At 53.8% G+C, this 26,324-nt stretch carries 23 protein-coding genes; 15 read left to right on the forward strand and 8 right to left on the reverse strand.

What is annotated here, in order from left to right:
- Positions 1-134 precede the first annotated feature (134 nt).
- Genes AB0A83_RS08055 through AB0A83_RS08065 form a run of 3 tightly spaced genes read right to left on the reverse strand, consistent with a single transcriptional unit; the run spans position 135 to position 4,765 of the window.
- Positions 135-1,637, reverse strand: a complete 1,503-nt coding sequence (locus AB0A83_RS08055; protein ID WP_367155962.1) for a phytoene desaturase family protein — start codon at positions 1,635-1,637, stop codon at positions 135-137.
- Positions 1,637-3,229, reverse strand: coding sequence for an aldehyde dehydrogenase family protein (locus AB0A83_RS08060; protein ID WP_367155963.1), 1,593 nt, complete (start codon positions 3,227-3,229; stop codon positions 1,637-1,639). The genes AB0A83_RS08055 and AB0A83_RS08060 overlap by 1 nt, the downstream gene beginning before the upstream one ends.
- Before the next feature lie 12 nt (positions 3,230-3,241).
- Complete coding sequence (locus tag AB0A83_RS08065) at positions 3,242-4,765, reverse strand: phytoene desaturase family protein (protein WP_367155964.1); 1,524 nt, start codon at positions 4,763-4,765, stop codon at positions 3,242-3,244.
- Positions 4,766-5,408: 643 nt separating this feature from the next.
- Here AB0A83_RS08065 and AB0A83_RS08070 point away from each other — a divergent pair.
- The 3 genes from AB0A83_RS08070 to AB0A83_RS08080 all read left to right on the forward strand — a co-directional run bounded on the left by AB0A83_RS08070 (position 5,409) and on the right by AB0A83_RS08080 (position 7,713).
- On the forward strand, positions 5,409-6,239 hold the full coding sequence (locus tag AB0A83_RS08070; protein ID WP_367155965.1) for a VPLPA-CTERM sorting domain-containing protein: 831 nt from the start codon (positions 5,409-5,411) through the stop codon (positions 6,237-6,239).
- Between the two features lie 380 nt (positions 6,240-6,619).
- Positions 6,620-6,766 (forward strand): hypothetical protein, encoded by a 147-nt coding sequence (locus AB0A83_RS08075; protein WP_367155966.1) that lies wholly within the window; start codon positions 6,620-6,622, stop codon positions 6,764-6,766.
- Positions 6,763-7,713: an L-dopachrome tautomerase-related protein gene (locus tag AB0A83_RS08080; protein ID WP_367155967.1), complete on the forward strand. Its 951-nt coding sequence runs from the start codon at positions 6,763-6,765 to the stop codon at positions 7,711-7,713. Before AB0A83_RS08075 ends, AB0A83_RS08080 begins: the two co-directional genes overlap by 4 nt.
- On the opposite strand, the gene AB0A83_RS08085 is transcribed toward AB0A83_RS08080, so the two are convergent.
- On the reverse strand, positions 7,710-8,645 hold the full coding sequence (locus AB0A83_RS08085; protein WP_367155968.1) for a LysR family transcriptional regulator: 936 nt from the start codon (positions 8,643-8,645) through the stop codon (positions 7,710-7,712). The two genes, AB0A83_RS08080 and AB0A83_RS08085, sit on opposite strands and share 4 nt — an antisense overlap.
- Positions 8,646-8,895: 250 nt before the next feature.
- On the opposite strand from AB0A83_RS08085, the gene amoA reads away from it, so the two are divergent.
- From amoA to AB0A83_RS08105, 4 genes are read left to right on the forward strand one after another with little or no spacing between them, the layout of a single operon-like run.
- Positions 8,896-9,648, forward strand: coding sequence for a bacterial ammonia monooxygenase, subunit AmoA (amoA, locus tag AB0A83_RS08090; RefSeq protein WP_367155969.1), 753 nt, complete (start codon positions 8,896-8,898; stop codon positions 9,646-9,648).
- 11 nt (positions 9,649-9,659) lie between these two features.
- Positions 9,660-10,898, forward strand: coding sequence for a bacterial ammonia monooxygenase, subunit AmoB (gene amoB / locus AB0A83_RS08095; RefSeq protein ID WP_367155970.1), 1,239 nt, complete (start codon positions 9,660-9,662; stop codon positions 10,896-10,898).
- Between the two features lie 16 nt (positions 10,899-10,914).
- A complete protein-coding gene (amoC, locus tag AB0A83_RS08100; protein WP_367155971.1) occupies positions 10,915-11,688 on the forward strand; it encodes a bacterial ammonia monooxygenase, subunit AmoC in 774 nt (257 codons plus the stop codon).
- A 28-nt stretch (positions 11,689-11,716) separates the two neighbouring features.
- The gene (locus tag AB0A83_RS08105; RefSeq protein WP_367155972.1) at positions 11,717-12,973 is read left to right on the forward strand and encodes an MFS transporter; all 1,257 of its coding nucleotides are present in this window, start codon (positions 11,717-11,719) and stop codon (positions 12,971-12,973) included.
- A gap of 134 nt (positions 12,974-13,107) precedes the next feature.
- Here the strand turns inward: AB0A83_RS08105 and AB0A83_RS08110 are convergent, their stop codons facing one another.
- From AB0A83_RS08110 to AB0A83_RS08120, 3 genes are all read right to left on the reverse strand, one after another.
- Entirely contained in the window at positions 13,108-15,063 is a 1,956-nt protein-coding gene (locus tag AB0A83_RS08110; RefSeq protein WP_367155973.1) for an alpha-amylase family glycosyl hydrolase, read from the reverse strand.
- Between the two features lie 133 nt (positions 15,064-15,196).
- Entirely contained in the window at positions 15,197-17,335 is a 2,139-nt protein-coding gene (locus AB0A83_RS08115) for an HAD-IIB family hydrolase (RefSeq protein WP_367155974.1), read from the reverse strand.
- A 151-nt stretch (positions 17,336-17,486) separates the two neighbouring features.
- The gene (locus tag AB0A83_RS08120) at positions 17,487-18,662 is read right to left on the reverse strand and encodes a DUF1624 domain-containing protein (RefSeq protein WP_367155975.1); all 1,176 of its coding nucleotides are present in this window, start codon (positions 18,660-18,662) and stop codon (positions 17,487-17,489) included.
- An 836-nt stretch (positions 18,663-19,498) separates the two neighbouring features.
- On the opposite strand from AB0A83_RS08120, the gene AB0A83_RS08125 reads away from it, so the two are divergent.
- From AB0A83_RS08125 to AB0A83_RS08145, 5 genes are all read left to right on the forward strand, one after another.
- Positions 19,499-19,864: a hypothetical protein gene (locus AB0A83_RS08125; protein WP_367155976.1), complete on the forward strand. Its 366-nt coding sequence runs from the start codon at positions 19,499-19,501 to the stop codon at positions 19,862-19,864.
- Positions 19,865-19,933: 69 nt separating this feature from the next.
- Complete coding sequence (locus AB0A83_RS08130) at positions 19,934-20,464, forward strand: metal-dependent hydrolase (protein WP_367155977.1); 531 nt, start codon at positions 19,934-19,936, stop codon at positions 20,462-20,464.
- Positions 20,465-20,609: 145 nt separating this feature from the next.
- Entirely contained in the window at positions 20,610-20,927 is a 318-nt protein-coding gene (locus AB0A83_RS08135) for a hypothetical protein (protein ID WP_367155978.1), read from the forward strand.
- 71 nt (positions 20,928-20,998) lie between these two features.
- Positions 20,999-21,502, forward strand: a complete 504-nt coding sequence (locus AB0A83_RS08140) for an HXXEE domain-containing protein (RefSeq protein ID WP_367155979.1) — start codon at positions 20,999-21,001, stop codon at positions 21,500-21,502.
- Between the two features lie 372 nt (positions 21,503-21,874).
- Positions 21,875-22,660: a hypothetical protein gene (locus AB0A83_RS08145; protein ID WP_150047796.1), complete on the forward strand. Its 786-nt coding sequence runs from the start codon at positions 21,875-21,877 to the stop codon at positions 22,658-22,660.
- Positions 22,661-22,830: 170 nt separating this feature from the next.
- Here AB0A83_RS08145 and AB0A83_RS08150 read toward each other — a convergent pair whose 3' ends face one another.
- Positions 22,831-24,087, reverse strand: a complete 1,257-nt coding sequence (locus AB0A83_RS08150; RefSeq protein ID WP_232056817.1) for a hypothetical protein — start codon at positions 24,085-24,087, stop codon at positions 22,831-22,833.
- 199 nt (positions 24,088-24,286) lie between these two features.
- On the opposite strand from AB0A83_RS08150, the gene tsaB reads away from it, so the two are divergent.
- Genes tsaB through AB0A83_RS08165 form a run of 3 tightly spaced genes read left to right on the forward strand, consistent with a single transcriptional unit; the run spans position 24,287 to position 26,291 of the window.
- Positions 24,287-24,970 carry a tRNA (adenosine(37)-N6)-threonylcarbamoyltransferase complex dimerization subunit type 1 TsaB gene (gene tsaB, locus AB0A83_RS08155; protein ID WP_150047797.1) on the forward strand — a complete coding sequence of 228 codons (684 nt, stop codon included), beginning with the start codon at positions 24,287-24,289 and terminating at the stop codon, positions 24,968-24,970.
- 41 nt (positions 24,971-25,011) lie between these two features.
- Positions 25,012-25,635 (forward strand): L-threonylcarbamoyladenylate synthase, encoded by a 624-nt coding sequence (locus AB0A83_RS08160; protein WP_150047798.1) that lies wholly within the window; start codon positions 25,012-25,014, stop codon positions 25,633-25,635.
- Positions 25,636-25,637: 2 nt separating this feature from the next.
- Positions 25,638-26,291 (forward strand): site-2 protease family protein, encoded by a 654-nt coding sequence (locus AB0A83_RS08165; protein WP_367155980.1) that lies wholly within the window; start codon positions 25,638-25,640, stop codon positions 26,289-26,291.
- Positions 26,292-26,324 lie beyond the last annotated feature (33 nt).

Here is a 26,324-nt window from a genome sequence, read left to right on the forward strand (position 1 = left end):
CAACCGTGCCGGTGTTCGCATGGCGGGTGGGTGAAAGGGAAAGGCCGGTGGCGTTGTTACGAGTGGCTGTTGCAAAGCGCGCCCGGCATCGGTGTAGCGCCGCGGTTCGAACCGCGCTGAATGCTCTAGGAGCGTCAGGACGCGATCTGTAAATCCCGCAGAATCTTGTCGGCCGCCAATTGGCCGGACAATGTGACCATCGGCATGCCGCCCCCCGGATTGACGCTGCCACCGACGAAGTACAGGTTCGCCAGTTCCGCGCTACGTTGCGGGGCTTTGAAACCCAGGTTGAGGTTGCGGTCGGCCACCACGCCGTAGATGGAGCCCTGGTTGGAATAATAGCGGGCTTCTATATCCTTGGGTGTCCAGTATTCCTCGCAAACGATATGCCGGCGCAGATCGGTAAGCCCCATGCGTTCCAACTTGGTTAACACGCGTTCGCGCATGGCTAAATAATCCGCGTCGCTGAGAGCTTGCTGCGGATTTAAGTGCGGGATGTGCGGCAGGACTTTGATCACCTCGCAGCCGGCCGGCGCTTGGGCTGGGTCGGTTTTGCACGGCGCCACCAAATAAATGGTCGGATCGTCGGATAAGCGGCCGCTTTTAAACACCGCGTCGAAATGCTCGCGCGGATGGTCGGAATAAAAGAAATTGTGGTGGGCCAGCTGCGGGTATAAACGGTCGACTCCCAGATGCAGCACCAGCCCGGAGCAGCTGGGTTGAAAGCGGCGCATTTTTTTCAGCGCGGACGGCGAGCTATGCAACAAGCGCTGCATGGCCGGGATGACTTCCATGTTGGAGACTACGATGTCGGCCGGGAAGAATTCGCCGCCGTGTAAACTGACGCCGCTGGCTTTGTCGCCGTTGCGGCGGATCTCGGCCACTTCCGCCGACAGCCTGATACGCACGCCCAGTTCCTCGGCACATTTCTGCATGGCCGTCGCCAGGCCGTACATGCCGCCGTTGACGTACCACAAGCCGTAGCGGTACTGAATGTCGGGCAACAGGTTCATCAAGGCCGGCGCGGCGTAGGGCGAGGAGCCGACGTATTTGATGAAGTAATTCAGGATGTCGACCAGTTTCGGCTCGGAGATAAAGCGGCGCACGCCTTGGTCCATGGTGCGGAACACGTCGAATTTCAAGCTGCGCAGCGGGCCGTAAAATTTCAGCAAGTCCCAAAATCCGTCCAGGCCGGCGGCGAAATAACCGGCTTCGGTTTGTTCGGCCAATTGGCGGGCGTAGGCCATAAAGCGCAAAAAGTCGGCGTAAACCTCAGGGCCGAGCGCATCCAGTTGTTGCTTTTGCCGCGCCGGGTCCGGACACAAATCCACCACGCTGCCGTCTTCGAAGAAATTGCGCCAATGCGGGTCTACCGCCTCTATCGCCACGTAATCGCTCATGCGCCGGCCGGCCCGCTGAAACAAGGTTTCGAACACCTGCGGCATGGTCAGAATGGATGGACCGAGATCGAAGGTGAATCCGTCGCGGCTCAAAATGTTCAGCTTGCCGCCGACCTTGTCGTTTTTCTCCAGAACCTCCACCTGAAAACCGGCAGCGGCCAAGGAAATCGCCGCCGATAAGCCTCCTAGTCCGGCACCGATGACCACGGCTGTTTGCTGAGTAGGCAGTTGCGCCATTAATATCCTCGCTTGAATGTCAGTTTTAATTTGAGATTGTGCCAACGCTGGGTGAAATCCACAGCCGAATAGGCTTTTAGTGCTTGTAAGGCTGGCCAGTTGCGTTTGCCGCGTTGTACCCAATTACCGTCGCCGTGGACGAAATCCATATAGCCCAGCAAATCGCGGTAGCCTTGCAAGCGATGCGGAAACCAATTGGGCTCCCCGGGCAAGCGACTGCGGTTGGTCAAACCGGCGACCGGATAGCTGAAGGCCAGTAAGCCTTCGGCGCCGTGGTAGCGACCGAACCCGCTGCGTTTGACGCCGCCGAACGGCAAGCCGGCGTGACCGATGTTTTTGATCACGTCGTTCACCGCCCAATTGCCGACCTGCAAGACACGGGCGACGCGTTCGGCTTTATCGATGTCGCGGCTCCAGACGCTGGCGTTCAGCCCGCAATCACAGGCGTTGGCCAGTGCTATTGCGTCCGCTTCGTCGTCGAAAGCCATCACCGGCAACAATGGCCCGAAGGTTTCTTCGCGCATCACCCGCATCTCGGGAGTGACCTTCCATAACAGTACCGGCTTGACGAAACGGCCGGCCCGTTCGAACGGGCCGGAGGCTGCGGCGCCTTGCGCAATCGCGTCATCGTAATGCGCTTTGACCCGTTCGATTTGTCGCTCGGATACCATGGCCCCCAAGTCCGCGTCGTCGTCCGGACCGGTACGCAGCGCTTGCAGGCCGGCGCGCAATTGCGCTAAAAACGGCTCGACTATCGACCGCTGCACCAATAAACGTTCAACCGACACGCAGACTTGGCCGCTGTTGGCGAAGGCGCCGTACAACGCGCCGCTGGCCGCCCGGGTCAGATCGGCGTCGGCGAATACCAGCATCGGGTCTTTGCCGCCTAACTCCAGTATCACTGGAATCGGGTGTTCTGCGGCCCGCCGCATCACGGCTTTGCCGCCCTCCAGGCCGCCGGTGAAAAATACCAGATCCGGGCCGGCATCGACCAAAGCCGTGCCGACCTCAGGGCCGCCTGCTACCCATTGCAGCAGGCCTTCGGGCAAATCCAGCCCGGCAAACAGCTGCACGATCAGCTCGCCGGTCGGCAGTGCCAGTTCGGACGGTTTGAGGATGACGGCGTTGCCGGCGATCAGCGCGGTTAAAAGCGGTGCCAAGGCCAGCTGAAACGGATAGTTCCAAGGCGCGAATACCGCGACCAGGCCGAAGGCTTTGCGCTCGACTTGCGCGGTCGAGCCGGGAAACAGCAACGGCGAAGTCGCAACCCCGTAGCCGGCTAATACGCGCTCGGCGTGTCGCCGGTAGAAGGCCAACAGCTCCAGTACCGGGTAGAGCTCGCCGGTCAGGGCTTCGTTCCGGGTTTTGCCGCTGCATAGCCTTATGCAATCGACGATGCGCTCGGCGTCGCCGATCAAGCGTTGCCGTAATGGTTGCAAGCGTCGCAAGCGTTCCGGCACGGAGACAGCGCTCCACAGCGAGGCCGCGCGCCGGCCGGCGGCGATTTGACGCTGCAACCCGGCTGGGTCGGTTTCCGGAAAATCACCCAGATGGCGACCGTCCAACGGCGAAAACGCTGAAAGCTGAACCACGGGAAACCGGCTTTAGCGCAGCCAACGGCTGGCGGCATTGTCCTCGAAGGCCGCGCCGTGCCGCCGGCTGATCAGGTTGGCGGAAATGCGCGCCGATTCGTAAATGGTCGGCAAGCCGCTGCCCGGATGGGTGCCGCCGCCGACCAAATAGCAATTGGCCAATTCCTCGAAACGGTTATGCGGGCGCCAGTACAGCATTTGCTTAAAGTGGTGCGCCAGACTGAAAGTGGCGCCCTTATACACGTACTCCTCGCTTTCCCAGTCGCTGGGCGTGATGATTTTTTCGCAGGCGATTTGAGCGCGCAAGTCGTGCAGACCCAGGCGATCAGTCAGCGTGTCCAACACTTGTTCCCTCACAGCCGCCCTGTGCAGGTCCCAATCCAGACCGCTGTCGTTATTCGGCATCGGTACCAGCACGTACAACGCCGACTTGCCGGCCGGCGCCAAGCCGGGGTCGCTGGCGCAGGCGTTTTGCACGTAGAAGGAAAAATCTCGGCTCAAGCTTTTGTCGGCAAAGATATTGCCGATGTTGGTCCGGTAATCCCGTGCAAAGGCGATGGTGTGATGCGGCAAGTCGTAGGTTTTGTTCAAACCCAAATACAGCATGAACGTGGAGCAGGAGTAATCCAGCTTTTTTAACCGCTCCGGCGCGTATTTTTGCAAGCGGCCGGGTTCCACCAGCCGGCTCATCGCGTGGGCGAAGTCGGCGTTGATGACGACCTCGTCGGCCGGAACGGATTCGCCGCTATCCAACTTGACCCCGGTGACCGCGCCGTTTTCCACCCGCAACGAGGCGACGCCGGTGCCGGTATGAATTTCCCCGCCGTTTTCGCGGATGACTTGCGCCATGGCTAGCGCGATCTTGTTCAAGCCGCCTTTGACGTGGTAAATGCCGTATTCGTGCTCCAAATAGGGCAGCATGGTAAACAAGGCCGGACATTGCCAGGGCGACATGCCCAAGTATTTGGATTGAAAGCAGAACGCCAGGCGCAGATGTTCGCCTTTGAAATACTGGCCGAGATTGGCGAACACGCTTTTCGGAAACGCCAACCAAGGTAAGGCTTTCAACAAATCCCAGGATAAAAACGAGCGCAGGCTGGAATAGTCGCGGGTGATGCAAGGATATAGGGCTTGGAAGCGCCGGCGTTCATTGGCCATAAACCGGTGGTAGCCTTCGCAGCCTTCGTCGAAAACCCGCTGCAGCTCGCCGCGCATAGTGTCGCGGTCGGAATAAACCGAAATCGCTTTGTCGGCAAACTGCAAGCGGTACATCGGCGACAACGGCATGAATTCCAGATAGTTGGCGCTATTGCGTCCGCACAGTTCGAACATTTCGTCCAGCACGCCTTTCATCAGCAAGAAGGTCGGGCCGGTATCGAAAGTGAATCCGTCCATCCGGATCGGCCGGTTGCGGCCGCCGACCTCGGCATGCTTATCGAATAGGGAAACTTTAAAGCCGCGTTGGCTCAGTAACATACCGGCGCACAGCCCGCCCGGGCCGGCTCCGACGATGACGATGTGTTTGCGTGTGGTCATTAGCGCGCAGGGTTGGAAAACGTCGTTCAACCTGCTTAGCGGGCAGGCGGTTAAACTGACAAGCTTACCAGTCAAGCCCGGATTCGACGATTTTTTTAATGACCGATTCAGCTTGTGCTCGCTGTGCGGGTAGAAATAGAGCGGTGGGAGTGTCGAGGATTGTTACAACCCGATGAGATGCACATAGGCTGCCGACGTTAGGAGGGGCGCATCGATTGAGTTGCCACAACTAGCGCATTGGCAAGCCGGTCTTGGTGTTTGATTGTTAGGTTTAGGGGGGAGTTGTCGAGAAATTTTACAGTGTGCGGGAGGCCGCCTTGCCGGGCAAAAACAGGGATAAAGCGGCTGGCTGCCATGTTTTGCGGCCTTGGGAATGAGATGTCGGTTAAATGACCGAGTAGAAAATAGCACTAACGTACCAAGTGATTGTAAAAACGGGTTTACATAACGTAAAGATTAATAAATGATGAAAATTTTGTAAATAATTCAATATTATGACGAATTTTTTATTGGTTTTAATTTTGCTTTAGCATAGAAGCCGCGTAGATGGTAAGTTGTTAGATCGACTTAGGCTTCATGCGGTTGTAATCAAATCCTCATTTCACCTCTCATCCTTAAGATTCAAGACATCAGGAGTGTCACTATGACTTTAACCAGCTTGAAATTACCTTTAGCTGCATCCTTGTTAATGCTTTTCGGAACCAGCCAATCCGCTTACGCGTCATCGTCGGCCTATGCCTATATCGACTGGGGCAGTTTGAACATCGAGTATTTCGATTTGTCCGACGGCGAGAATGCACCCACGCTATCTTGGTACGGTGGCTCCGGCCAAGCGAGCTCCAATGCGTATACCGCTTATTTGAATCACAGTAATAGCGACTCCATGTCGGCCAACGACTTGACCAGCGAGTTGTATACCGACGCCGATACCGCGTCGGCGCAAAGTTCTTCGGTGCGCGACGAATACGAGCTTAGCGCCTATGCCGATTCGCAAACCAGCGACGATATGCCGTTCGATTGGTGGACTATGTATAGCAACAACGCCGGCTCCAGTGCTTCGAATTACGTCAATTTCGAATTAACCGGCCATGGCATCGCTTTGATCACCCTGGATTGGGAGTTAGGCGGCGAATCGGATTCCATTTATTACTACGGCAACGATTACGCTAACGCTTCCGTCAACATATCCGGGCAATTCAGCGACGGTAACAACAATACCGGCACGGCGAATACCTCGTTGAACGAATACACCTGGGACGGCGCTTTTTACCAAGAAGGTACGTTTGTAATGGCCATTTTCAGCGACGGCATCCATACCGTCACGGGTAGCTTGTCGGCAGCACTCTCCGCTTACGCCACTAGCCCGGCTACCGGTTCGGAAATCGCCCCGGTCCCGGTGCCTGCCGCCGCTTGGTTGTTTGCTAGCGCCTTAGGCGTATGGGGCGCCGGCCGCCGCCGCGCGCAAATCTGCTGATTTTCGCTGAGCTTGTTTTAAACCTACGGGAGTCTCGCCATGGAGGGCATTAAAAACTATAAGGGCTTGAGGGGGATTGGCTGTTTACATTAGGTACAATCCGCCCTAAAACCATGCGGCGCAACTTGGTTTGACGAAACAACCGTTTGCTTGAAAGGAGGCGGCTCAAGTAATACGGTAAGCCGTTGTTTTAGCGATTGCCGTACAACCGGGATGAACGCTTTTATTTGTATTGATGCCTGCGGATCAGCGAATTTGCTCGGCATGAAGGCTGCAACCATCATCAGTCCGATGCATGGCCTTTGATTAAATATTGTCATTTAACACGGGTTTCGCGATCTCGTATGTTATGGCTCACCCATTAACTTACGGAGACGCCGATGAACCGGGTCACCCTGTCCTGTACAGCCCTGCTGTTTGCGGTCTTTACGGCCTCGGCCGAGACCAAGTCCGATTTCGACGTATTCGCCAATCTCGACACCGGGCCCGGCAATGTCACGGCGACTCAAGCGGGCGTATCATCATGAGTCAACATCAGTTTTACCAACCGCAATACACGGTGGTCGAGTATAAGGACCGGACCCTGCTGCCATTTCCGAATTGGGAAATGTCTGCGGCCGATTCGACAGCGCCGCTCAAGCTCGACTCGGTGCTGGGCATACGTTCCGATAGCAATGGCGTGGTCTGGATGCTGGACAACGGTATGCGTAGTGGCGTCACGCCCAAGCTGGTCGGCTGGAATACTAAAACCAACAAGTTACAACGCTTGATTTATCTGCCGGCACCGATTGCGCCGAAAGATGCGTTCGTCAACGATTTTGCCTTGGATACCATCCACAATCATGCCTTCATCAGCGATCCGGCCGGCGGCATCAATGCGGCCTTGATTGTGGTCAACTTGTCGACCGGAGCGGCCCGGCGGGTGCTGCAAGGCCACTATAGCGTGGTGCCGGAAAACGTCGATTTGCTCATCGATAATGTGCCGATTCAGGTAAAAACTCCGGCGGGCGAATTAGTCAGGCCGCACATCGGGGTGAATCCCATCACCGAGGACTTGGCTAACGAATGGGTGTATTTCGGGCCCATGCACGGCCTTAGTTTGTACCGGATTAGAGCCGCCGACTTGATCAACGCGTCGTTATCGGCCGAAGAACTTGCCGGCCGGGTTGAGCGCTACAGCGACAAGCCGATTTCGGACGGCATCAGCATCGACCGGAACAACAATATTTATTTGGGCGATTTGGCCAACAACGCGATTGGCGTCATCGATCCCACTCGCAAGTATCGGCAGTTGGCACAATGTCCGCGCCTTTCCTGGGTGGATTCGTTCAGTTTCGGTGCCGGCGGCCAATTGTATGCGGTGGTCAATCGCCTGCATCGCTCGGCCACCCTAAACGGCGGCGATAACCAAGCGAAACCGCCTTATTTTCTGTTAAAGGTTAAAGCCTTGGCAGCCGGTCTGCCAGGGCGTTAAAGTTCGAGCGGGGATGCGCCAATTGTTCGGGCGACACGGCTGATTTGCTCGCGCAGCCAGCCGTGGGCCGGGTCTTTTTCCCATAACGGATGCCAGATCATCGCCAAATCGTAGTCGGGCAATTCGACCGGTACCGGCCAAATGCTCAGCGGCACCAGTTTCCGAAAGGCTATTGCCAAGCGATACGGCAAGGACAAGATCATATCGGTTTGCGCCACAATCAAAGGGGCCGACAAAAAATGCGGCACAATGCAATGAATATGGCGCTCGGCGCCGGTTTCGGCCAGTTTATCGTCTATCACCCCCAATTTATCGCCGGTTCTGGAAATCAGCATGTGCGTCGCCGCCAGATAATCCGCCAGCGACGGCGGCGCTTTGATCCGCGGATGATCCTGCCTGACCACGCAAGCCATGCGATCTTTGAACAGGATTTCGCAGTGCAAATGCGCTGGCGGATTCAGTACCGAGACGAAACCCAGCACCACATCCAGGCTGCCGTTTTCCAGTTGTGGCAAAGGAAAAGCGGATTCCGTGCGTTTGACGTGAATATCCACGCCAGGCGCTACCCGCTCTATCATTTGCGTTAGCGTCGGCAACATCAGAAATTCCATGTAATCGGTCGCTGCAATCGTAAACCGGCGTTGGCTGGCAGTCGGGTCGAAGGCTTGCGGCGTTTCGAGCAGACGCTCCATTTCCTTCAACAGACTGCGCACCGGCTCGACCAATGTCAGCGCCAGTGCGGTCGGCTGCATCCCGCCGGGCGATTTGACCAGTACCGGGTCGTTGAGATGCTGGCGCAAGCGATGCAGAGTGTGGCTCATGGCCGACTGGGTAACGAACATGGATTCCGCCGCGCGGGTGACATTGCGTTCCCGCATCAATACGTCGAAAGCCAGCAACAGGTTCAGGTCGAAGGTGCGTAGATTGGCCATCGGCAAATGTCCTCAATGATTTGCCCCCGCATCCTAAACAAATTCGCGGCCGGGCGGTATGAACAGTCTTCATCGATCCGAATGAAATTTCACCATTTCACAGCGCGTCGAAACATCCCTACCTTATACCGCGAGCGCGGCTATCGACCAATCCGGTTTAACTCCCCAAGGGTGGCTTTTAGGCCGGTGGCGCGCTCAAACCATCACATCGACAGTCGTTTGCGACGGCACCATTCGGGGGTATCACTTTATGTCCGCACACATTCCTATTTCCACATTCAAACCTTACCAGGGCGAGAAAGCCCGGCTGGTCAGAGCTTACGATTATCTGATCCTGGTCCTGGCCCTATTCTTGTTCATCGGCTCGTTTCATTTACATTTTGCCCTGACCGTCGGCGACTGGGACTTCTGGGTCGATTGGAAAGATCGGCAATGGTGGCCATTGGTGACGCCGCTAATCGGCATTACTTTTCCTGCCGCCGTACAGGCGGTGTTGTGGGATAAATTCCGTCTACCGTTGGGCGCCACCCTCTGCGTCGCGGCCTTATTGCTAGGTACCTGGGTCACCCGGGTATTTGCCTACCACTACTGGAATTATTTCCCCATCAACATGGTGTTGCCGGCCACCATGGTGCCCGGTGCATTGGTATTGGATACCTTGTTGATGCTCACCAACAGCCTGACCATCACCTCTATTTTTGGCGGGGCTGCGTTTGCCTTGTTGTTCTACCCCACCAATTGGCCGATCTTCGGCATGTTCCACCAACCGGTCGAATACCACAACAGCCAGCTGACGGTGGCCGATGTGTTCGGTTTTCAATACATCCGCACCGGCATGCCGGAATACTTGCGCATCATCGAGCGCGGTACCTTGCGCACCTATGGCCAGTACGCCACACCGTTGGCGGCCTTTTGTTCGGCGCTGTTATGTTCGTTGATGTATCCGCTCTGGTGGTATATCGGTAAATGGTTCGCCGATACCCGTTATCTGAAAAGCATTTAAGGAGACCAGCCATGAAAGTACTTTTTAAACCTTGGCTGTTGGCATTGCTTTGTTTGAATGTGTTGTCGGTGTTGACAGTACCCACCGCTCAGGCCCATGGCGAAAAAGCCTTGGAGCCGTTCATTCGGATGCGCACCATCCAGTGGTACGACGTGCAGTGGTCCACGCAAAAATTCAACGTCAACGATGAAGTCAGTGTCAGCGGCAAGTTTCATGTTGCCGAAGACTGGCCGATCAGTGTGCCAAAGCCGGAAGCCAGCTTCTTGAATATCTCCACGCCGGGACCCGTGCTGATTCGTACCGAGCGCTACCTAAACGGTAAACCTTGGACCAATTCAGTGTCCCTGGAGCCTGGTGGTGACTACGAGTTCAAAGTGGTCTTGAAAGGCCGTTTGCCTGGGCGTTATCACATTCACCCGTTTTTTAATTTAAAAGACGCGGGACAGGTGATGGGCCCAGGGGTGTGGTTGGACATTGGCGGCGATCCCGGCGACTTCCGCAATACGCTTAAAACCATTAACGGCGAAGTGATCGACATGGAGAGCTTCGGCTTTGCCAACGGCGTATTCTGGCACCTGTTCTGGGGGGTGTTGGCTGCCGGTTGGTTGTTGTGGTGGGTGCGTCGTCCCTTGTTCATCAGCCGTTACCGCATGCTGGATGCCGGTTTGGAACAGGAGTTGATCACCGCTCAGGACAAACTCATCGCTAAAGCCGTGTTAGTGGGGGTGCCGGTATTGGTATTGGCGCTGAATGCCGTCACTGCCAACCGTTACCCGGACGCTATTCCGTTACAAGCGGGACTGGATCGGATTTTGCCTTTGCCGGCTCAAGTCAATGCCGGAACGGTCAATGTGGACGCCATCAAAGCGGAATACAACGTCGCTCAACGAGCCATGCTGTTGCAGGTGAGTGTCGACAATCGCAGCCAAGGGGCGGTCAGAATCGGCGAGTTTTCCAGCTCTAACGTGCATTTCATGAACGCCGAATTGGCCGATGTGGGCCACATGCCCGCCAAGGATGACGTCAGCAATAACGGCCTGAGCCTGGATAACAATGCGCCTATCGCACCCGGCGAACAACGCACCGTCACGATAGAAGTGCGCGATGCGGCCTGGGAGTCGGAAAAGCTGGACGGGCTGATCAAAGACGCGGACAGCCGTGTCGGCGGTTTGCTGTTCCTTTACGACGATGTGATGGGAAAACGCTATATCTCCAGTATTTCCGCGGCCGTCATCCCCAAATTCAATTAACTCAGGAGCAACCATCATGGCTACCACGACAGAACACGTTAGCTTAAGCAGCGAAAACCCTAAATCATTGCCTTGGTATTTGATCGACTTACCCAAATATTTAAAGGGCTTTGGCATATTGACCGTGATCTATGTCGGTTTACGACTGTATCAGGGCGCTTTTGCCGTCGCCCACGGCCTGGATTCCACGGAACCCGCGTTCGAGCAATACTGGATGCGGCTGTTTTATATCGAACTGGCGATTATCGCCGCCGTCGCCAGCGGTTTTTGGGGTTACTTATGGACCACGCGCGACCGGAATTTGGATCAATTGGCACCCAAGGAAGAAATTCGCCGCTATTTCACCTTGACCATGTGGATCAGCATTTACACCTTTGCGGTGTATTGGGCCGGCAGTTATTTTGCCGAACAGGACAACTCCTGGCACCAGGTGGCGATACGCGACACGCCGTTTACCGCCAATCACATCATCGAGTTTTATTTCAACTTCCCGCTTTACGTGATCTTGGGCGGCTGCGCCTGGCTATACGCCAGAACCCGCTTGCCCTTGTATGCCAAAGGCATCTCGTTACCCTTGACCTTGGCGGTGTTCGGGCCTTTCATGATTTTGGTCAGCGTCGGCTTCAACGAGTGGGGGCATACCTTCTGGTTTAGAGAAGAATTCTTCGCCGCGCCGATTCATTGGGGGTTTGTGATCGGGGTGTGGTTTGCGTTGGGCGTGGGCGGCATCCTGCTGCAAGGGGTAACACGGCTGATTGAACTGCTGGACAAAATCGAAGACGCCGAATAAGTCTGTTTTCAAATAAACCCTCACGAAAATGTTTAAGTCCTTAGCAACAACGCCGAAGAGCCATGCCAATACAGTTCACTATGCCTGGGTAATACTCGCAGTCACGTTTCTGTGCTTGTTTGTGGCATCGGCACTGCGCTCTGTTCCAGGGATCATCATGATGTCCCTGGAACAGGAGTTTGATTGGAATAGGGAAACCATTAGCGGCGCGATTTCGCTAAACCTGCTGTTATTCGGCCTTGCAGGTCCATTTCTAGGTAGGTTGATGGATGTCTACGGCGCAAAACGCATCAGCGTTATCACGTTGATTTTATCGGTGACAGGCGCCGGTGGCAGCGTTTTTATGCGGGAATCCTGGCAAATGTATTTGTTTTGGGGATTGCTGATTGGAGCAGGTTCGGGCGGCACGTCCATGATTATGGGTTCGGCGTTGATCAATCGTTGGTTCCATAAGCACCGGGGACTAGCATTAGGCATATTGGGCGCGGCCTTCTCTTCCGGCCAGTTAGTGTTCACTCCGGTTTTAATGCAGATCAACGTTCATGAAGGCTGGCGTGCGGCGACGCTGTTGATCGCCGTCGCGTTAGGCTTGCTGGTTTTGCCGTTGATTCTGAAATTTTTAAGAGACGATCCCGAATCAAAAGGCCTGTTGCCCTGCGGCGACAATGGCGTACACACAACAATACTCAAGCCCGATAGCAATCCCATGCGCTCGGCCATGAGCAGCCCGCAATTCTGGCTGTTGGCTTCGAGTTTTGGCATTTGCGGTTTAACCACCTCCGGGCTTTTTCAAACCCATTTGATTCCACATGGCATCGAACACGGCTTCAGCGACATGACCATGGCCATGTCGCTGGGAGTCATGGGCGCGGCCGATGTGTTCGGCACGATTTTCTCCGGCTGGCTGTGCGACCGCTACGGCAAGCGCTGGCCGCTGGCGTTTTATTACGTGGTCAGAGGTGCCACGCTGATACTGCTGCCCGGCATCGATAGCACCGGACAATTAATGATGTTCTCGATTATTTACGGCATGAATTGGTTGTCGACCATTCCGGCCACCTCGGCATTGACCGCGGACTTATTCGGCAAACAAAACGTCGGCGTGGTGTTCGGCTGGATTTGCTTTGCACATCAAATCGGGGCGGCCATCGCCGCCTACACCGCCGGTTACGCCCATAGCCTGATCGGCGACTACCGCTTGGTTTTCATCGCGTCGGGCCTGTTTGCCTTTCTCGCAACCGGGATCGTTGTGTTCATCAGGGACCCTGAAGCTGTTCGGTTTTAAATTGATGGGGAAAATGCCGTGGCTGTAGCCCGGATTGCGGTAATAGTAAGAACAATGGGCGCGGAAGAAAAAGTCGAAAATCGCTGATTGATTTTTTGGGAGCGTTAACGAGGTTCTACCAAGACCGCGCGGTTTTATATTTGCGTTAACCAATAAAACTGAAAACCTTGCAACACAATGTGTCTATCGTATTGCGCCGGTTGCCGCCCGCTATATAAATCGACGAATCGGGTAAACGGATCGATACCCTTGCTTCTGAGCAGAGCCAGGTCGAGATATTGCGGACTGGCGGCGAAATTGGCTACCACCAACACCCGTTCAGAGGGCCGTTGATGATCGAAGCGGAGGTAACACAATAGATGCTGGTTATCGATGTCTACCAGTTCGCGATTGTTAAAATCGGCAAACGCCGAGGTTTCTTTGCGGATTGCGATCATTTTCTTCATCGCGTTGAATAAGACGTACTCCGTCGTTCCCTGTTTTTTGCGCAACTCGGCACGTTCCCAATTGATTTTGGGGCGGTGTATCCAACGGTTGTCGTTACTTTTATGGGGATCGTCGCGATAGCTGTAGTCGTTGATTACCCCTAATGCATCGCCGTTGTACAGCAAAGGGATGCCGCCGAACGATAAAATCAGGCTGTGCAGCAACACTATTTTTTTGACCGCGTTATCGATCAACGCTTGGTCGTTTGTTTCCTGACCGGCTTCCAAGCCGACCAGCGAGGCCATTGAACCGCTGATGCGGGCGTCGCCGGTGGTTTCGTTGTGCATGAACACCATGCCTCTGGCCGGTGAGCCTTCGAATTGGCCGCTGAAATAATTGACCAAAAATTGCCGGTGCGCGTACGGGTCGTAACCGGCGGCGCGGATGTCGTTGTCGTCGAAGCCGAAACCGATGTCGTCGTGACAACGCACGTAATTGAGCCAAGTGGCTCGTTCCAGTTTTGCCGGCAGATTTTTAACGCCTTGATAGAGTAATCTGGCGTTTTGTGTGGCGATACCGTCCCACAGCAAAGCCATTAGCGTGGCGTTGTAGGCAATTTCGCATTCCTTGGCGATGATGGCGTCTTCGCCGAAATATTTGATCATTTCCACCGGCGTGACGATGGCTTCGGCGATGAACAGTACGCCGGGCGCGGTGACTTGGCAACAATCCTTCATCAGTTGCAGAATCAAGTGCGCGTTGCGCTCGTTTTGGCAGGTGGAGCCGATCTTCTTCCACAGAAAAGCCACGGCGTCGAGCCGCAGTATGTCCACGCCTTGATTGGCCCAAAACAAGATGATGTCGAGCATGGCTACGAACACTTCGGGATTGCTGTAATTCAAATCCCACTGGTAGTTGTGAAACACCGTCATCACCCATTTTTGCATCGCCTCGTTCCAGGTGAAATTGCCGGGATTGCTTTCGGGGAAAATCTCCGGCATGGATTGCTCGAACATGTCCGGCACTTCGCGGTTGCCGAACACAAAATAATAATCCTGGTAACGTTGCTCGCCGTTGATGGCTTTTTGCGCCCATTCGTGTTCGTCGGAGGTATGGTTTAACACGATGTCCAGCACCAACAAGATGTCGCGCTTTCTGAACTCCTCGGCGAGGCGCCGCAAATCGTTTAAAGTTCCCAGCCTGTCGTCGATTTGTCTGAAATCGCTGACCGCGTAGCCGCCGTCGCTTTTGCCGGTGGGGCACATCAGAATCGGCATGATGTGCACCATGTTGATACCTAGTTCTTGAAAGTATTGGGTTTTGTTAGCTAGGTCGGCAAGATTGTCGGCAAATCCGTTGGTGTAAAGTGCCATGCCCACCCATTGCTGCGATAAAAACCAGTTGTGGTCCTGTTCCCGGGCGATGTCGCTTTGTTCCAATTCCGCGCTGCGGGCGATATAGCCTTTGGCCATGGTTTCCACCAATCGCAACATTTGCGTTTTGAAATCGTCGCGCTGTCCGTATAGCGTGAAAAATAAAGAATAGATGGCGTAAAAATTGGCTCCCAAGCGCGTATAGAAGTGCCTGATGTCTTGGCGGCGAATTTCCGGTTTCAGATCGTCGAGGATATTGTTCAATAGCGAGTGGGAAACTTGTTCGTACATAAGTAGTTCCTGGGGGTTTACTCGGGCCGATAGTGGCCGAGTTTGTATCGACTTTGCTTAGCTTTTTTTCACCTGCTCTCGGTGTATGCCTGATGCCGGCCGGGATCAGCGCTGCCTTGCTTGTGGCCGGAGGTTAAAGATTAAAAAAGTCGTAATGTTCGATCGCTTCTAAAATACCCCAAGCGTGGGCTCGCATCGCGAAATAAACGTGCTCCATTTCGGCCAGGGTCGATAGCTCCCCGCTGTGGCGGTTGGCGACGACGACGCCCAGGGTGTTGCCGCGCAGCATGTCTTCATCTCCACCGGAACCGCCGGTGGCTAATACGCGTTGTAACGGAATGTCCCGTTGTCTGACAATGTAGCGCAAGGCTTGCCCCTTGGAGGCCCGGGCCGGAACGATGTCCAAAAATTGGCCGAAGGACAAGGTGACGTTGACTGAAAAATCCTGCTTATGTAATAGGCTGTTGATCTCTTCGATGCTAGGTGCGGTGGCGGCGTCGTAGAAATAGGACAGTTTGAAACGGCTTTGCTCGCTTTTTGGCTGCGGCTTGAGTCCCGGTAGATCTTCAAATAGCCGTCGTAACACGTGCGGCGTCCAGCCGTGGTCGATGTGATAACTCCACGAAATGTCGGAAATCAGCTGTTGGGCGTAATGAATTTCCGTACCCAAACTGGTGATTAAAATATCGGGTTTAGGTACCTTGTGCGCTTTTAAAATGGCCAATGCCGAATCCAGGCGCCTGCCCGAGCCGATGCAAAACAAGAATTTTTTGCGTTGCTCGCGGATCAGCTTGACAAGTTGTTCCAAACCTTCTGCGTCGCCTAGCAGCGTATTGTCGATCTCGGTGCAAATCGCCAGCTTGCGGTAGCGGCTGGCTTGGGTACGCGACACGGTCTTCGGCAATAATTCGAAGCCTTTGGGCAGCCCGCGAATTTTGCTCAAGTAAGCGCGGGCGTGCGCTTGCCACAAATAATGTTTTGCGACGTTTTCAATGCCGGACGCGGAATATTGTTGCCACAGCGCCGGATTCTCCAGCACGGTTAATAGTGCGTCGGCGAACCCCTTCACGTCGAACGGGTCGATCAGCAAGCCGTTTTGGCAATTGCCGATAATATCTACCGGGCCGCCGTTTTCGGTAGCGATTAACGGTAAGCCGCTGGCTGCCGCTTCCAATAGCGTCAAACCGAATGGTTCGGTGAGGGCCGGATTGACGAACACGCCGTGCGAGGTCGAAGCCAGGCGGAAAATTTCACCAACCTGTTCGGTACTATGGTGCTTGGGTATCGCCACCAGACCATATAAATCGTAAAAATCGATCACCATTAATAATTCGGTCAGCACCCGTTGCGGACCGTCGGCCATTTCGCGGATGTCGTCGCGATTGCCGGCTACGATGACCAAATTGGCCAGTGCTTGCAAACGCGGCGACTCGCCGTAGGCCTCCAGCAACGCAATAATGTTTTTGCACTCGTCGGGACGGGATAAAGCCAAAATGATAGGTTTATCCGGGTGACTGAGAAATTTACGCAAGTGCGGTAAGTAGCTAGTGCCGTCGCCGATCGCCGACGGTGGATGGAACTGGGTTAAATTGATGCCGGGGGGTATGATCGCCATTTTCTCCGGTGCGTAGCAGTCGTAAAGCTCGTATTGATCCTCGATTTCGTTTCGGGTGCTGGCAATCACCAACGCGGAGGCGGCTAGCGTATCTTCTTCGGCGTCGATGCGGCGAAGTACGTGGTAACGTTGTTCAATGTCGTTGAGAATCATCCCGGTGGCAAGCAGGCGCCGGCATTTGTCCCGGCCCAACGAATGACCGGTATGAACCAGCGGTATGCCGGTTAGCTGGGAAATATGTAATCCGACGTAACCTGCATCGGCGTAGTGGCTGTGCAAGATGTCGGGTAGGCGGGGTTGCTGGTGTAGCCAGACCAATAAATTGTCGGTGAAACCGTCCAAATAGTCCCATAGTTGTTCCTTCGGAATGTAGTCGTCCGGCCCGCACTCGATGCGCACGATTTGCGCGTTGCCGGCCAAAGTTTCCAGCGGCTCGGCATAATCGGTACTCACGCTATCCGCCCGAATCAAGCGGGTCACCAAATCGACCCGTTCGATATCGGTCTGTCCGGACAGTGCTTTTGCGAGTTCGATCACGTATTTGGTTTGTCCGCCGGTATCAGGATCTCTGCCGAGTTCCAAGTCGTTGCCGCGAATCAGCCCATGTATGCTAATCAATACGATATAAAGCGCTTCCGGCGAATCTTGCTCTGACATGAGGCTATCGTCTCCCGCTGATAGGGACTTGAAGTCCGTGTATTTCGCGTTGCGAGCAACAGTGTTTGCTTGAACAGCTTTGGCGAATCTTACTACGTTTCCGGGCACAACCCTAAATCCAACTGCCGGTGACAAAGCACAAGCTGTTGATTTATAAATAATTCATCCAAATCCAATGCGGGTTGGCCGTTTTGAGCCGCTCAAATCCGCGGCACAAGCGCAACATCAGTACCACCACGACAAGCCATATCGCATAAACGCTAGCCAAGCCGTAACCGTAATCGGCAGGCAAATTCGGCGACCAAATGCCGCCGCCGGCGATTTCTCGCACCGGACCGCCTGTTATCGCCGCCAAGCCGACTGCCAGGCCGTGAATGACATATAGGTGAATTAAATAAAAAAATAGCGGCGTGCGGCCGAATAACAGCAAGGGATGTTGCAGGTGTAACGACTTTTGATGCAGCAAGCCTAACAGTATTAGGGCCGGACCTAACGTCATCGATAAATACAGCAAAGAAGGCGGGTATTTGTGGCAATTCAAAAACGACAGTAGCGTAAACGCGGGCGTGGTTTGTACTTGCCAAGCATCGGGGTCGCCGTAAACGTTGGCGTAGCGCAGGGCGATGAATAAAAGGCTCAATCCGGTCCCGGCGGTAATCAATTTGAATGGGGTACCCGGTTCGTTGCGCTGCAGCCAGCTGCCGAAACCGAAACCCAGCGCAATCACCCCTATCCACGGCAGCAGCGGGTAGTAGGGATTAATAGACCAACCGTTGCCTAAAGCCACATCCTCGCCGGTATGCAAGATCGCCCACCACGGCGCGAAGCCGCCCAAGTCTTGCGCTCGAATGCCGTCCAGAGCATTGTGTCCGGCCACGATGGTCAGTCCGATCAAGCCCACTATCACCACCGGCAGTTTGGCTAAACCGGCCAATACGATCATGGACCAGCCTATAGCCCATAGCACGCCGCCGTCGACTTGCCGGAAATCGTTCAGAAAATTCCACGACCACGCCTCCACGGTACAAGTCAGCAGTAACAGCAGCAGCCCGCGTTTCAGCAAAAAACCGCTGATCGGTGCATTCCGGCCTTTGCGGGCGAACCATAAAAACGCGCTGGCGCCTGCCAAAAACACGAACACCGGTGCGCAAAAATGCGTGATCCAGCGGGTCAGAAACAAGGCGACGTTGGTTTGCTGCAAATCGGTCGGCTTGAAGTGAGCGTCGCTGAAGAAATCGCGGGTGTGATCCAAGGTCATGATGACCATGACCAGACCGCGCAGGGCATCTATAGACGTTAACCGGGCGGAAGCGGGTTGGACATTCAATGGCTTACCTCGACAATATTGCTTTAGTGTGCACTGCTTGCGCGGCAGGTTAAGATGGTTGGCGGAACTATTCAATCTTACGACTATTTGCAAAATTGGTTTGGAAAGTAACTTAACGATCTATAACATTAAGTCGAATCAATTGGCTGGAATTCGGTTATCGGGAAATAATCGGCTCGGTTGGGTAAGGCATGATCGTCTTGTCTCGACCCCTATGTATAGTGCCCAACTATGAGTAGCCGTATATTGCGATCGGTGGCAAAGTCTGATTTTACTGGTCTTTCAGCCAATCCTTGGCTAAAAAGCTTTACATAATTTTGCAAGGGTTTTGATGTGAAAATTTCTTCACTTCAGAAAATTCAATGATCCTTGCCGACTAACACATTTACACTTGCCTGCTTGAGTGCCAATTGGCAGCCTTTGTTGATGGTTTTATGCTTCGTTTGGTTGAATATTGCCATGCACCAACTCCGTTTCTAGTTATCAACCGGCTAGAAATGAATCGACTCAGTTTTAAAAGCATCAAAACTATGTATAGCGCTCTGCTGGTAATCGCTAATAACACGTAGGATGCAGATCAAAATAAATCGCTTCTATTCATAGTTGGGCACTATACATAGGGGTCGCTATGGATAGCTATCCATAGCGACCCGTTGCAGCCTATCGTCTAATCTGATTCAATGACCGCAGTTTGATGTTTACCAGTCATGCCTACTAGGTTCCGATGATATGCAGAATGGAAAATCGCATGTTAATCAATAAATTATCGGTTCTAGGAATGATTTTCGGTAGATATACAGAACTATCTAATTACTAGTTAAAAGGCTGTCAAAGGTATGGGTAAGTTCAAGCATCACAGCTACTTTCAAAAAGAAAAGCATATTCAGAGCTATCTCTTTCCGAATTTATGCTTTAAATGCAGAAAGAGCTTTAAGAAGCCTCAATCTTCAATCCCAAGAGTTTGCCCAGAATGTGGTGGCCCATTGATCGAGGTTAATCGGAAGTTTTCCGCTCCGAAAACCGCAGATAAAGCGCAATGGGAGAAAGTAAAATATCTCGTGGAGCACGGATTCTTCTTTCATTCAGTCTATGAACGGCGTGAGGACGGAGGCTATTATAAAATTTCTTACCCAGAATCACTCGATGAAGCAAAAGATTTTGTTATCAGATACAAAGAACAAGCCGTCAACCAAGCCTTTTAACACGGCGCTCAACGGGACGCTCCGCTTCGCTGCGCGCCCATTAGCTGGGCGTTAGGCGGGAAGGAAGACATGCCTTTTACACCATTTCACATGGGGCCTGGAACAGCAATTAAAGCTATAACAGGCCGCCATTTTAGCTTAACAATCTTCGGATTCGCTCAAGTTGCTATTGATATGGAGCCGTTAATAAGAATTGTGCGGCACGATAGCGTGTTGCATGGTTTTACGCACACGTATCTAGGCGCATTCATAATTGGTTCGCTTACTCTTTTTATGGGCAAATTTGTATGTCAATGGTTACTTCGTACGTGGAATGCCATATTCAATTTTAAATACTTGAAATGGCTGCAAGTGAATTCACACATTTCGTGGGTTGCGGCTTCTACAGGTGCCTTTATTGGTACATTTTCACATGTATTGTTGGACAGCATTATGCATGCGGACATACAACCATTTTGGCCAATTAGCCCAAATAACGGATTGCTAAATTTTATACCAGGAGCTTGGGTCTATCTACTGTGTACCATTCTGGGTGTAATTGGACTAATGAGCCTATTTGTTATAGGTTTATGGAACAAATGGGCAATCGACATAGAATGAATGGCGTAAATAAACCAAGTAACTCGCAGTTACCAATTTGGCCTAACAAGCGGGTAAACTTGACCGGCAAAAGCTACGCTCCTATCGTCGCTACGCTTTCGCCGGCAAGTTACCCTTTTCGTTATGTGTTACGGAGAAACTACAGGTGAGTGATTCGATTATCCTGGCAGGATTTAGCAATTTGGAGTTAGTGGATTTCCATTACCATATTGAATGGGAATCGTGGAAGGATAGCTTCATTGACCTCTCTGCTAAAAAAGGTGAAAAAACTCGCCGTCTACGTTTTAACGGTGTCAGCAATCTGAAAATTCAGGAAGGTTTTTCAGGGTCTTTGTCGGGAATGCTGGTCGTGGACATCTCCGCGCGGCAATGGGACTCCTCGCGCATAGAAGTGCAGAATATCGAGCAAGACCCTGGAATCACGTTCTTTGCGCACAGCATGGAGATCATCAATGACACATAACGATTGCGTCAACGTGACCGGTTTTCCGCTCGCGCTCCAAACCGGCCCGTTACGCTGGCGTTAGCTACCTCATGAGTTTTTCGCTACTTGGTTGGCTGTTCGCGCTTGGCGTTGTAATACACAACACCGAGGAGGCGCTGTTTCTCCCAGCTTGGTCAACACGTGCTGGTCGTTGGCATGTTCAGGTTGGCGCATTCCCTTTCCGCTTTGCCGTTGTCGTTTTATCCATTGCTGTCATTTTTGCCGCATGGCTCTCTTCGGTTAGTGGCGCACACAGCTATGGGGCTTACTTCCTTACAGGCTATGCTCTTGCAATGGTGCTTAACGTCTTATTCCCCCACGTTTTAGCAACTGTAGCGCTACATTCATATGCACCAGGCACCGCCACTGCGGTGCTTCTCAACCTGCCTCTTGGTAGCTACCTCATTTATCGCTCGCTTACCGAAGGGTATGTTGACCAACAGGTATTTGCGGTTTCTGGCCCAGCCACTGTTGTTGGTATCATTGCCTCAATTCCAATTTTGTTCACGGTGGGTAAAAAGCTAACTCATCCATCAAGCGGGACGCTGCGCTAACGCGCATCGCCCCTTATGTCAAACGTGTGTGCCGGGCATGGCACGGCGGCTTAGTAAGTTTGGGTGGTAACACGGAGTTCGGCGTGTACGCGGTTAGCGGAAAAAATCAGTTTGTTAGGCTGGGGATTTACCGGATACAATGCGACAGGCGCCTAAAACTGTGAGCGGGTTCTAGAATTTTATTCAAATCTCATCAGGTTTGCCGTTTTATCGGCGCTGCTACGGAAAGTGCTGATACACATTCGATTGGCCGTGACAATACCTGTCAACACGCAATAGGCTGTCGCTTACCGCTTGTAATGTGGATAAAAGCTAACAACGACATTGGATGTTTAACTGCTGCATCAACATAATAAAGTCAAGAGGTGTGTCGTGAATGTAATCAAAACCAAGCCCAATCCTATTCTTCACGCAAAAGCAGGCGTGAAAACGCTGGCCGGCTGCTCGGCATTAATGTTAGCGCTATGTGCTGCGGGTTCGGCCTATGCGGCTCCGGTACTGTACAAGGATAAAGCGGCGTTCGATGCCGCCGTGGCCGGCATCGCCAATACCGATGTGTCGGTGCAAAATTTCGACGGCATAGCCGGGGGGACTACCTTCGCTTCCGGTGCTGCCATCGGCGGTCTTAACTTGACGTATACCCTGGGCGACTCAGTGGTCGGCGACGCCATCGACCCTGCCGCAGGCATACGCAGCATAGGCGGTACTTCCGGTGCCAACACCTTGGCTTACGAATACGCTGGCGCCTTTGGCGGATTTACCTTAGGGGATACGCTGAATTTCGGTTTTACCGTACCGACTTATGCCTTCGGCTTTTATTTGGTGCTGGGAGACATCAATTTCGACTTTTTCGCCGATGATGCAATCCTGTCGTTCGGCGGAGCCACGCTCTCGGTGGCCGATGCGGACGTCGCGACTTCGGTTAACGGCACGCCGGCCTTGTTTCTCGGGATAGTCGATACGGCGCAAAAATACAGCAGCGCCAGCGTGGTGTTTAATACGCCGTTGGAACTCGACGACTTAATTACCGTAACGGACAAAGTCACCAATCCACCTAACCCACTGCCGGCGCCGGGAACGCTGTTGTTGTTACTGCTGGGAGGAACCCTGCTGTCCGCCGGGAAGCGTTATGGTAGAGAATTGAGCGGTCAAGCTTGAGATTTTACCTTTGCGGTTGGATAACGGCCGTCAGCGTGTCTGTGATGGTCTTTGTGGGAGCGACGCTCCGTCGCGATTAAGTGTCGTTTCCACAGTCAATATTTTTTGCTCGTTCGGGATGCCGAGACCGCTTTAAGTTTGTTAGACGGTTAAGGCTGCCGGTTTTCCCGTTACTGGCTTTGATAGAGTGGCAACGCGTTGATGCGCGCATGGATTTTTTCCAGCATTTGCCGATAGTTCTCCCCCTGTAAGCCGCCAAAGCGCTGTTGGAATTCGGCTTCCGGCATAAATTCCGGTAAATCGGCGGTTGCGGGCATGAATTCGCTTTCCTGCGCGTTTGCCATGCGGGTTTGCAGGCGTTTGGCTTGATCCGGATCGGCTACCGCCATTTCTCCCAGGCGCCGGCCGGCCAAGTCGGCGGCAAGATCGTTGAAGGAAAAGCCGCTGCCGCCGCGCGAATCTTCGACTTCCTTGTAAAGGCCTACCGCGTCCGCTAGCGGGGTACCGGCGTATGCGGCCAACAAGGCCGATACCGAAAAATGTTTGCCGAAATCGTCCCGGCCGTTCAAGAGTACCGGTCGCCAGTTGGGAAATTGGCCGATCTTGGCGGCGGTGATGTAGCGGCCGAGTTCGCGGCGGGTGCTGTACAAAGCCATCAGCAAAACGACTGTCCGATTTTCGGCAATCGGATCGCCTTGTACGCTGCGTTCCGCCGCCAGGCGAAACAGCGGTCCGGCAATGACGGTCAAGGAAATCGGTTGGCGAGCCGTGCGTATGACCTCGACTATCTTGGCTTGGTAAATGCCGATGCGTTGCCGCTCGACTGGGTTGTCCCAAAGGATGGCGGATAATTTAGTCGGCAAGTCGTGTTGCCAGCGGTAGGCGGCCGTCATCACCCCGGGTTTGAATTCGATTTGTTTGAGACTGGATAACAAGGTTTTACGCTCGTTGTCCGGAATGAGCGCGGCAATTAAACGGTCGGCAAGCGCGTGGGCCAACCAGCCGGGTATCGGCAAGCTGCCGAGTTTTGCGCCGGCGATTTTCGGCAATTTGCCGTTTTGCGCCAAGACCAGGGTTAAGTTGGCGTAGCGGCCGACGGCCGGTAACGGGGCAGTGGCCCGGATGCGGGCGCGGCGCTCGCTGATCTTCAGCTCCGCTGCCCCGTTCACCAATTGATTGGCGGCATAATTGAGGGCGAGATCCAACTGCTTTTGATTGAGCCGCGCTAGCGCGGTGCTGCCGGAACGCAAGCGGCGCGGGTCGTTGATTGCCAATTGACGTTTAACGTCGGCTATTTTTTCCGGACTTAAATCCGCATGCCGTTGCAGCGCCGGACGGCTGTCCAGCGCTAACCAGACCAGTAGTATCGGAACTAAGATAACGCCGGCCGAAAATAGTGCAATGGATCGAGACAAGGAGATGGGCACGGATGGTCAGTATGGGGTTGCTACTCTAGGTTCAGGGCGTGTAAGCAGCATGCGTCAGCGGGGCGCTCCGGGTACGTTGGGCGACAGTTTAGCCGAGCTACTATAGCGATGGGTGGCAACGAATGCGGTAAAATGCCAGGTTGTCGCCGCTTATCGTCTCGCCGGGTACGCAACCCGAATTCATTTATCGTCTTAATTCATGAAGTTACTCGCTGTAGAAACCTCCACGGATGCCTGTTCGGCGGCTTTGTTCATCGACGGTCAAATATGCGAACGGTTTCAAATCGCGCCTAGACAACACACCAAACTGATCCTGCCGATGCTGGATGAACTGATGGCCGACGCCGGCTTGCGCCCCGGGCAATTAGATGCCGTGGCCTTAAGCCGGGGGCCCGGTTCGTTTACCGGCGTGCGGATTGCGACCGGCGTGGTGCACGGCATTGCCTTAGGTGCCGATTTGCCGGTGGCCATGGTGTCTACCTTGGCCGCTATCGCCCAGGATTTTTTCAATAACGGGGAACAGCGGCTGGCGTTTACCGCGCTGGATGCGCGTATGGACGAAGTGTTCTGGGGCGTTTATCAACGCGACGAGCTGGGATTGGCGCGCTTGCTGGGGGAAGAGGCGGTTGTCCCGGCCGCCGACGTGCGGTTTCCGGATCTGGCCGGACATGGAATAGGTTCCGGATGGGCGGCGCACGCGGATATTCTGGCACGGCGCTTGGCCGATCGGGTGTTGGGGATAGACGCTGGTGTTTGGCCCAGGGCAGGCTGTGTGGCGCAATTGGGGGCTTATCAAGTCGCAAACGGTTTGACGGTGCCGGTAGAATTGGCGCAGCCGGTTTATCTGCGCGATAAGGTCGCTAAAAAACAGGGTGAGAGATAAGGTAAACTAGCCGGCTTTTGCATTGAGATAAAAGCGCCCCGATGGCCGAATACCTGGAAATCCATCCGCAAAATCCGCAGCCGCGTTTGATTCAACAAGTAGTCGGTGTGATACGCACCGGCGGGGTAATCGTCTATCCTACCGATACTTCCTACGCCTTGGGCGCGCAAATCGGCGATAAACACGCGATGGACAGGATACGGCGCATCCGTCGCCTGGACGACAATCACAACTTTACCTTGTTGTGTACCGATTTGTCGCAAGTTTCCACCTTTACCAAAATGGGCAACGACGCGCACCGTTTGATCAAACATTTAACGCCCGGGCCGTTCACCTTTTTGTTGGATGCCACCCGGGAAGTGCCGCGCCGTCTGCAGCATCCTAAAAAGAAAACCATAGGGGTGCGCATCAGCGACAACCGCATCGCGCGGGCGATTTTGCAAGAATTGGGCGAACCGATTTTATCCACGACCATGATCTTGCCGGGTGAAGAAGAAGCGCTGGCCGATCCTTACGACATTCGGGAAAAACTGGAGAAAGAATTGGATTTGATCGTGGACGGTGGCATTATTCCGTTCCAGCCAACCACTATCGTGGCCTGTATGGACAGCGGAATCGAAATTGTCAGGCAGGGCGTGGGTATCGCCCGCATGCTGGAGAAATAAACATGATGGACGAATTGACGCTGGTGCAGCGGATTGTGGTTTGGATTTTGCCGGTGATATTCGCGATTACCGTACATGAGGTCGCCCACGGCTGGATGGCTAAACAATTTGGCGATAAAACCGCCTATCAGCAGGGCCGGTTAACCTTGAACCCGATGCGTCACATCGATCCGGTCGGTACGTTAATTTTGCCGGCTATATTATTGCTTACCTTTACTGGATTTATTTTCGGATGGGCCAAGCCGGTGCCGGTAGACGCCCGTAATTTTAAACAGCCGCGCAAAGCGATGATGTTGGTGGCCTTGGCCGGGCCGGTTTCCAATTTGTTGATGGCCGCCGCCTGGGCGCTGCTGGCGCGGATAGGCGTGATGTTGCAGGTCGAATTCGTCTCCATGCCGTTGATTTACAGCGGAGTTGCCGGCATTTCCATCAATCTGGCCCTGGCCTTGATTAATTTATTGCCTATTCCGCCTTTGGACGGCAGCCGGGTTGTGTCCGGCTTGCTGCCGGATTACTGGGCGTGGCGTTACAATCGATTGGAGCGCTTCGGATTTATAATTTTGCTGGTGTTGTTGGCGACTAACGGCTTGGGCCTGATTCTGGCTTATCCGATGTATTATGCGCATCAGCTTTTTTTTGATTTGGCGGGACTATGAGCGTCTTGGCTAGTCTGGTGCCGGGCCGGTTTA

It is taken from the genome of Methylomonas sp. HYX-M1 (assembly GCF_040741385.1).
GTDB classification, from domain to species: Bacteria; Pseudomonadota; Gammaproteobacteria; order Methylococcales; family Methylomonadaceae; genus Methylomonas; species Methylomonas rhizoryzae.

Bases quoted from the DNA above. Each gene is read 5' to 3' on its own strand.
- AB0A83_RS08055 (WP_367155962.1), bottom strand. From the start codon at position 1,637: ATGGCGCAACTGCCTACTCAGCAAACAGCCGTGGTCATCGGTGCCGGA.
- AB0A83_RS08065 (WP_367155964.1), bottom strand. From the start codon at position 4,765: ATGACCACACGCAAACACATCGTCATCGTCGGAGCCGGCCCGGGCGGG.
- AB0A83_RS08070 (WP_367155965.1), top strand. From the start codon at position 5,409: ATGACTTTAACCAGCTTGAAATTACCTTTAGCTGCATCCTTGTTAATG.
- AB0A83_RS08075 (WP_367155966.1), top strand. From the start codon at position 6,620: ATGAACCGGGTCACCCTGTCCTGTACAGCCCTGCTGTTTGCGGTCTTT.
- AB0A83_RS08080 (WP_367155967.1), top strand. From the start codon at position 6,763: ATGAGTCAACATCAGTTTTACCAACCGCAATACACGGTGGTCGAGTAT.
- AB0A83_RS08085 (WP_367155968.1), bottom strand. From the start codon at position 8,645: ATGGCCAATCTACGCACCTTCGACCTGAACCTGTTGCTGGCTTTCGAC.
- amoA (WP_367155969.1), top strand. From the start codon at position 8,896: ATGTCCGCACACATTCCTATTTCCACATTCAAACCTTACCAGGGCGAG.
- amoB (WP_367155970.1), top strand. From the start codon at position 9,660: ATGAAAGTACTTTTTAAACCTTGGCTGTTGGCATTGCTTTGTTTGAAT.
- amoC (WP_367155971.1), top strand. From the start codon at position 10,915: ATGGCTACCACGACAGAACACGTTAGCTTAAGCAGCGAAAACCCTAAA.
- AB0A83_RS08105 (WP_367155972.1), top strand. From the start codon at position 11,717: ATGTTTAAGTCCTTAGCAACAACGCCGAAGAGCCATGCCAATACAGTT.
- AB0A83_RS08110 (WP_367155973.1), bottom strand. From the start codon at position 15,063: ATGTACGAACAAGTTTCCCACTCGCTATTGAACAATATCCTCGACGAT.
- AB0A83_RS08115 (WP_367155974.1), bottom strand. From the start codon at position 17,335: ATGTCAGAGCAAGATTCGCCGGAAGCGCTTTATATCGTATTGATTAGC.
- AB0A83_RS08125 (WP_367155976.1), top strand. From the start codon at position 19,499: ATGGGTAAGTTCAAGCATCACAGCTACTTTCAAAAAGAAAAGCATATT.
- AB0A83_RS08130 (WP_367155977.1), top strand. From the start codon at position 19,934: ATGCCTTTTACACCATTTCACATGGGGCCTGGAACAGCAATTAAAGCT.
- AB0A83_RS08140 (WP_367155979.1), top strand. From the start codon at position 20,999: ATGAGTTTTTCGCTACTTGGTTGGCTGTTCGCGCTTGGCGTTGTAATA.
- tsaB (WP_150047797.1), top strand. From the start codon at position 24,287: ATGAAGTTACTCGCTGTAGAAACCTCCACGGATGCCTGTTCGGCGGCT.
- AB0A83_RS08160 (WP_150047798.1), top strand. From the start codon at position 25,012: ATGGCCGAATACCTGGAAATCCATCCGCAAAATCCGCAGCCGCGTTTG.
- AB0A83_RS08165 (WP_367155980.1), top strand. From the start codon at position 25,638: ATGATGGACGAATTGACGCTGGTGCAGCGGATTGTGGTTTGGATTTTG.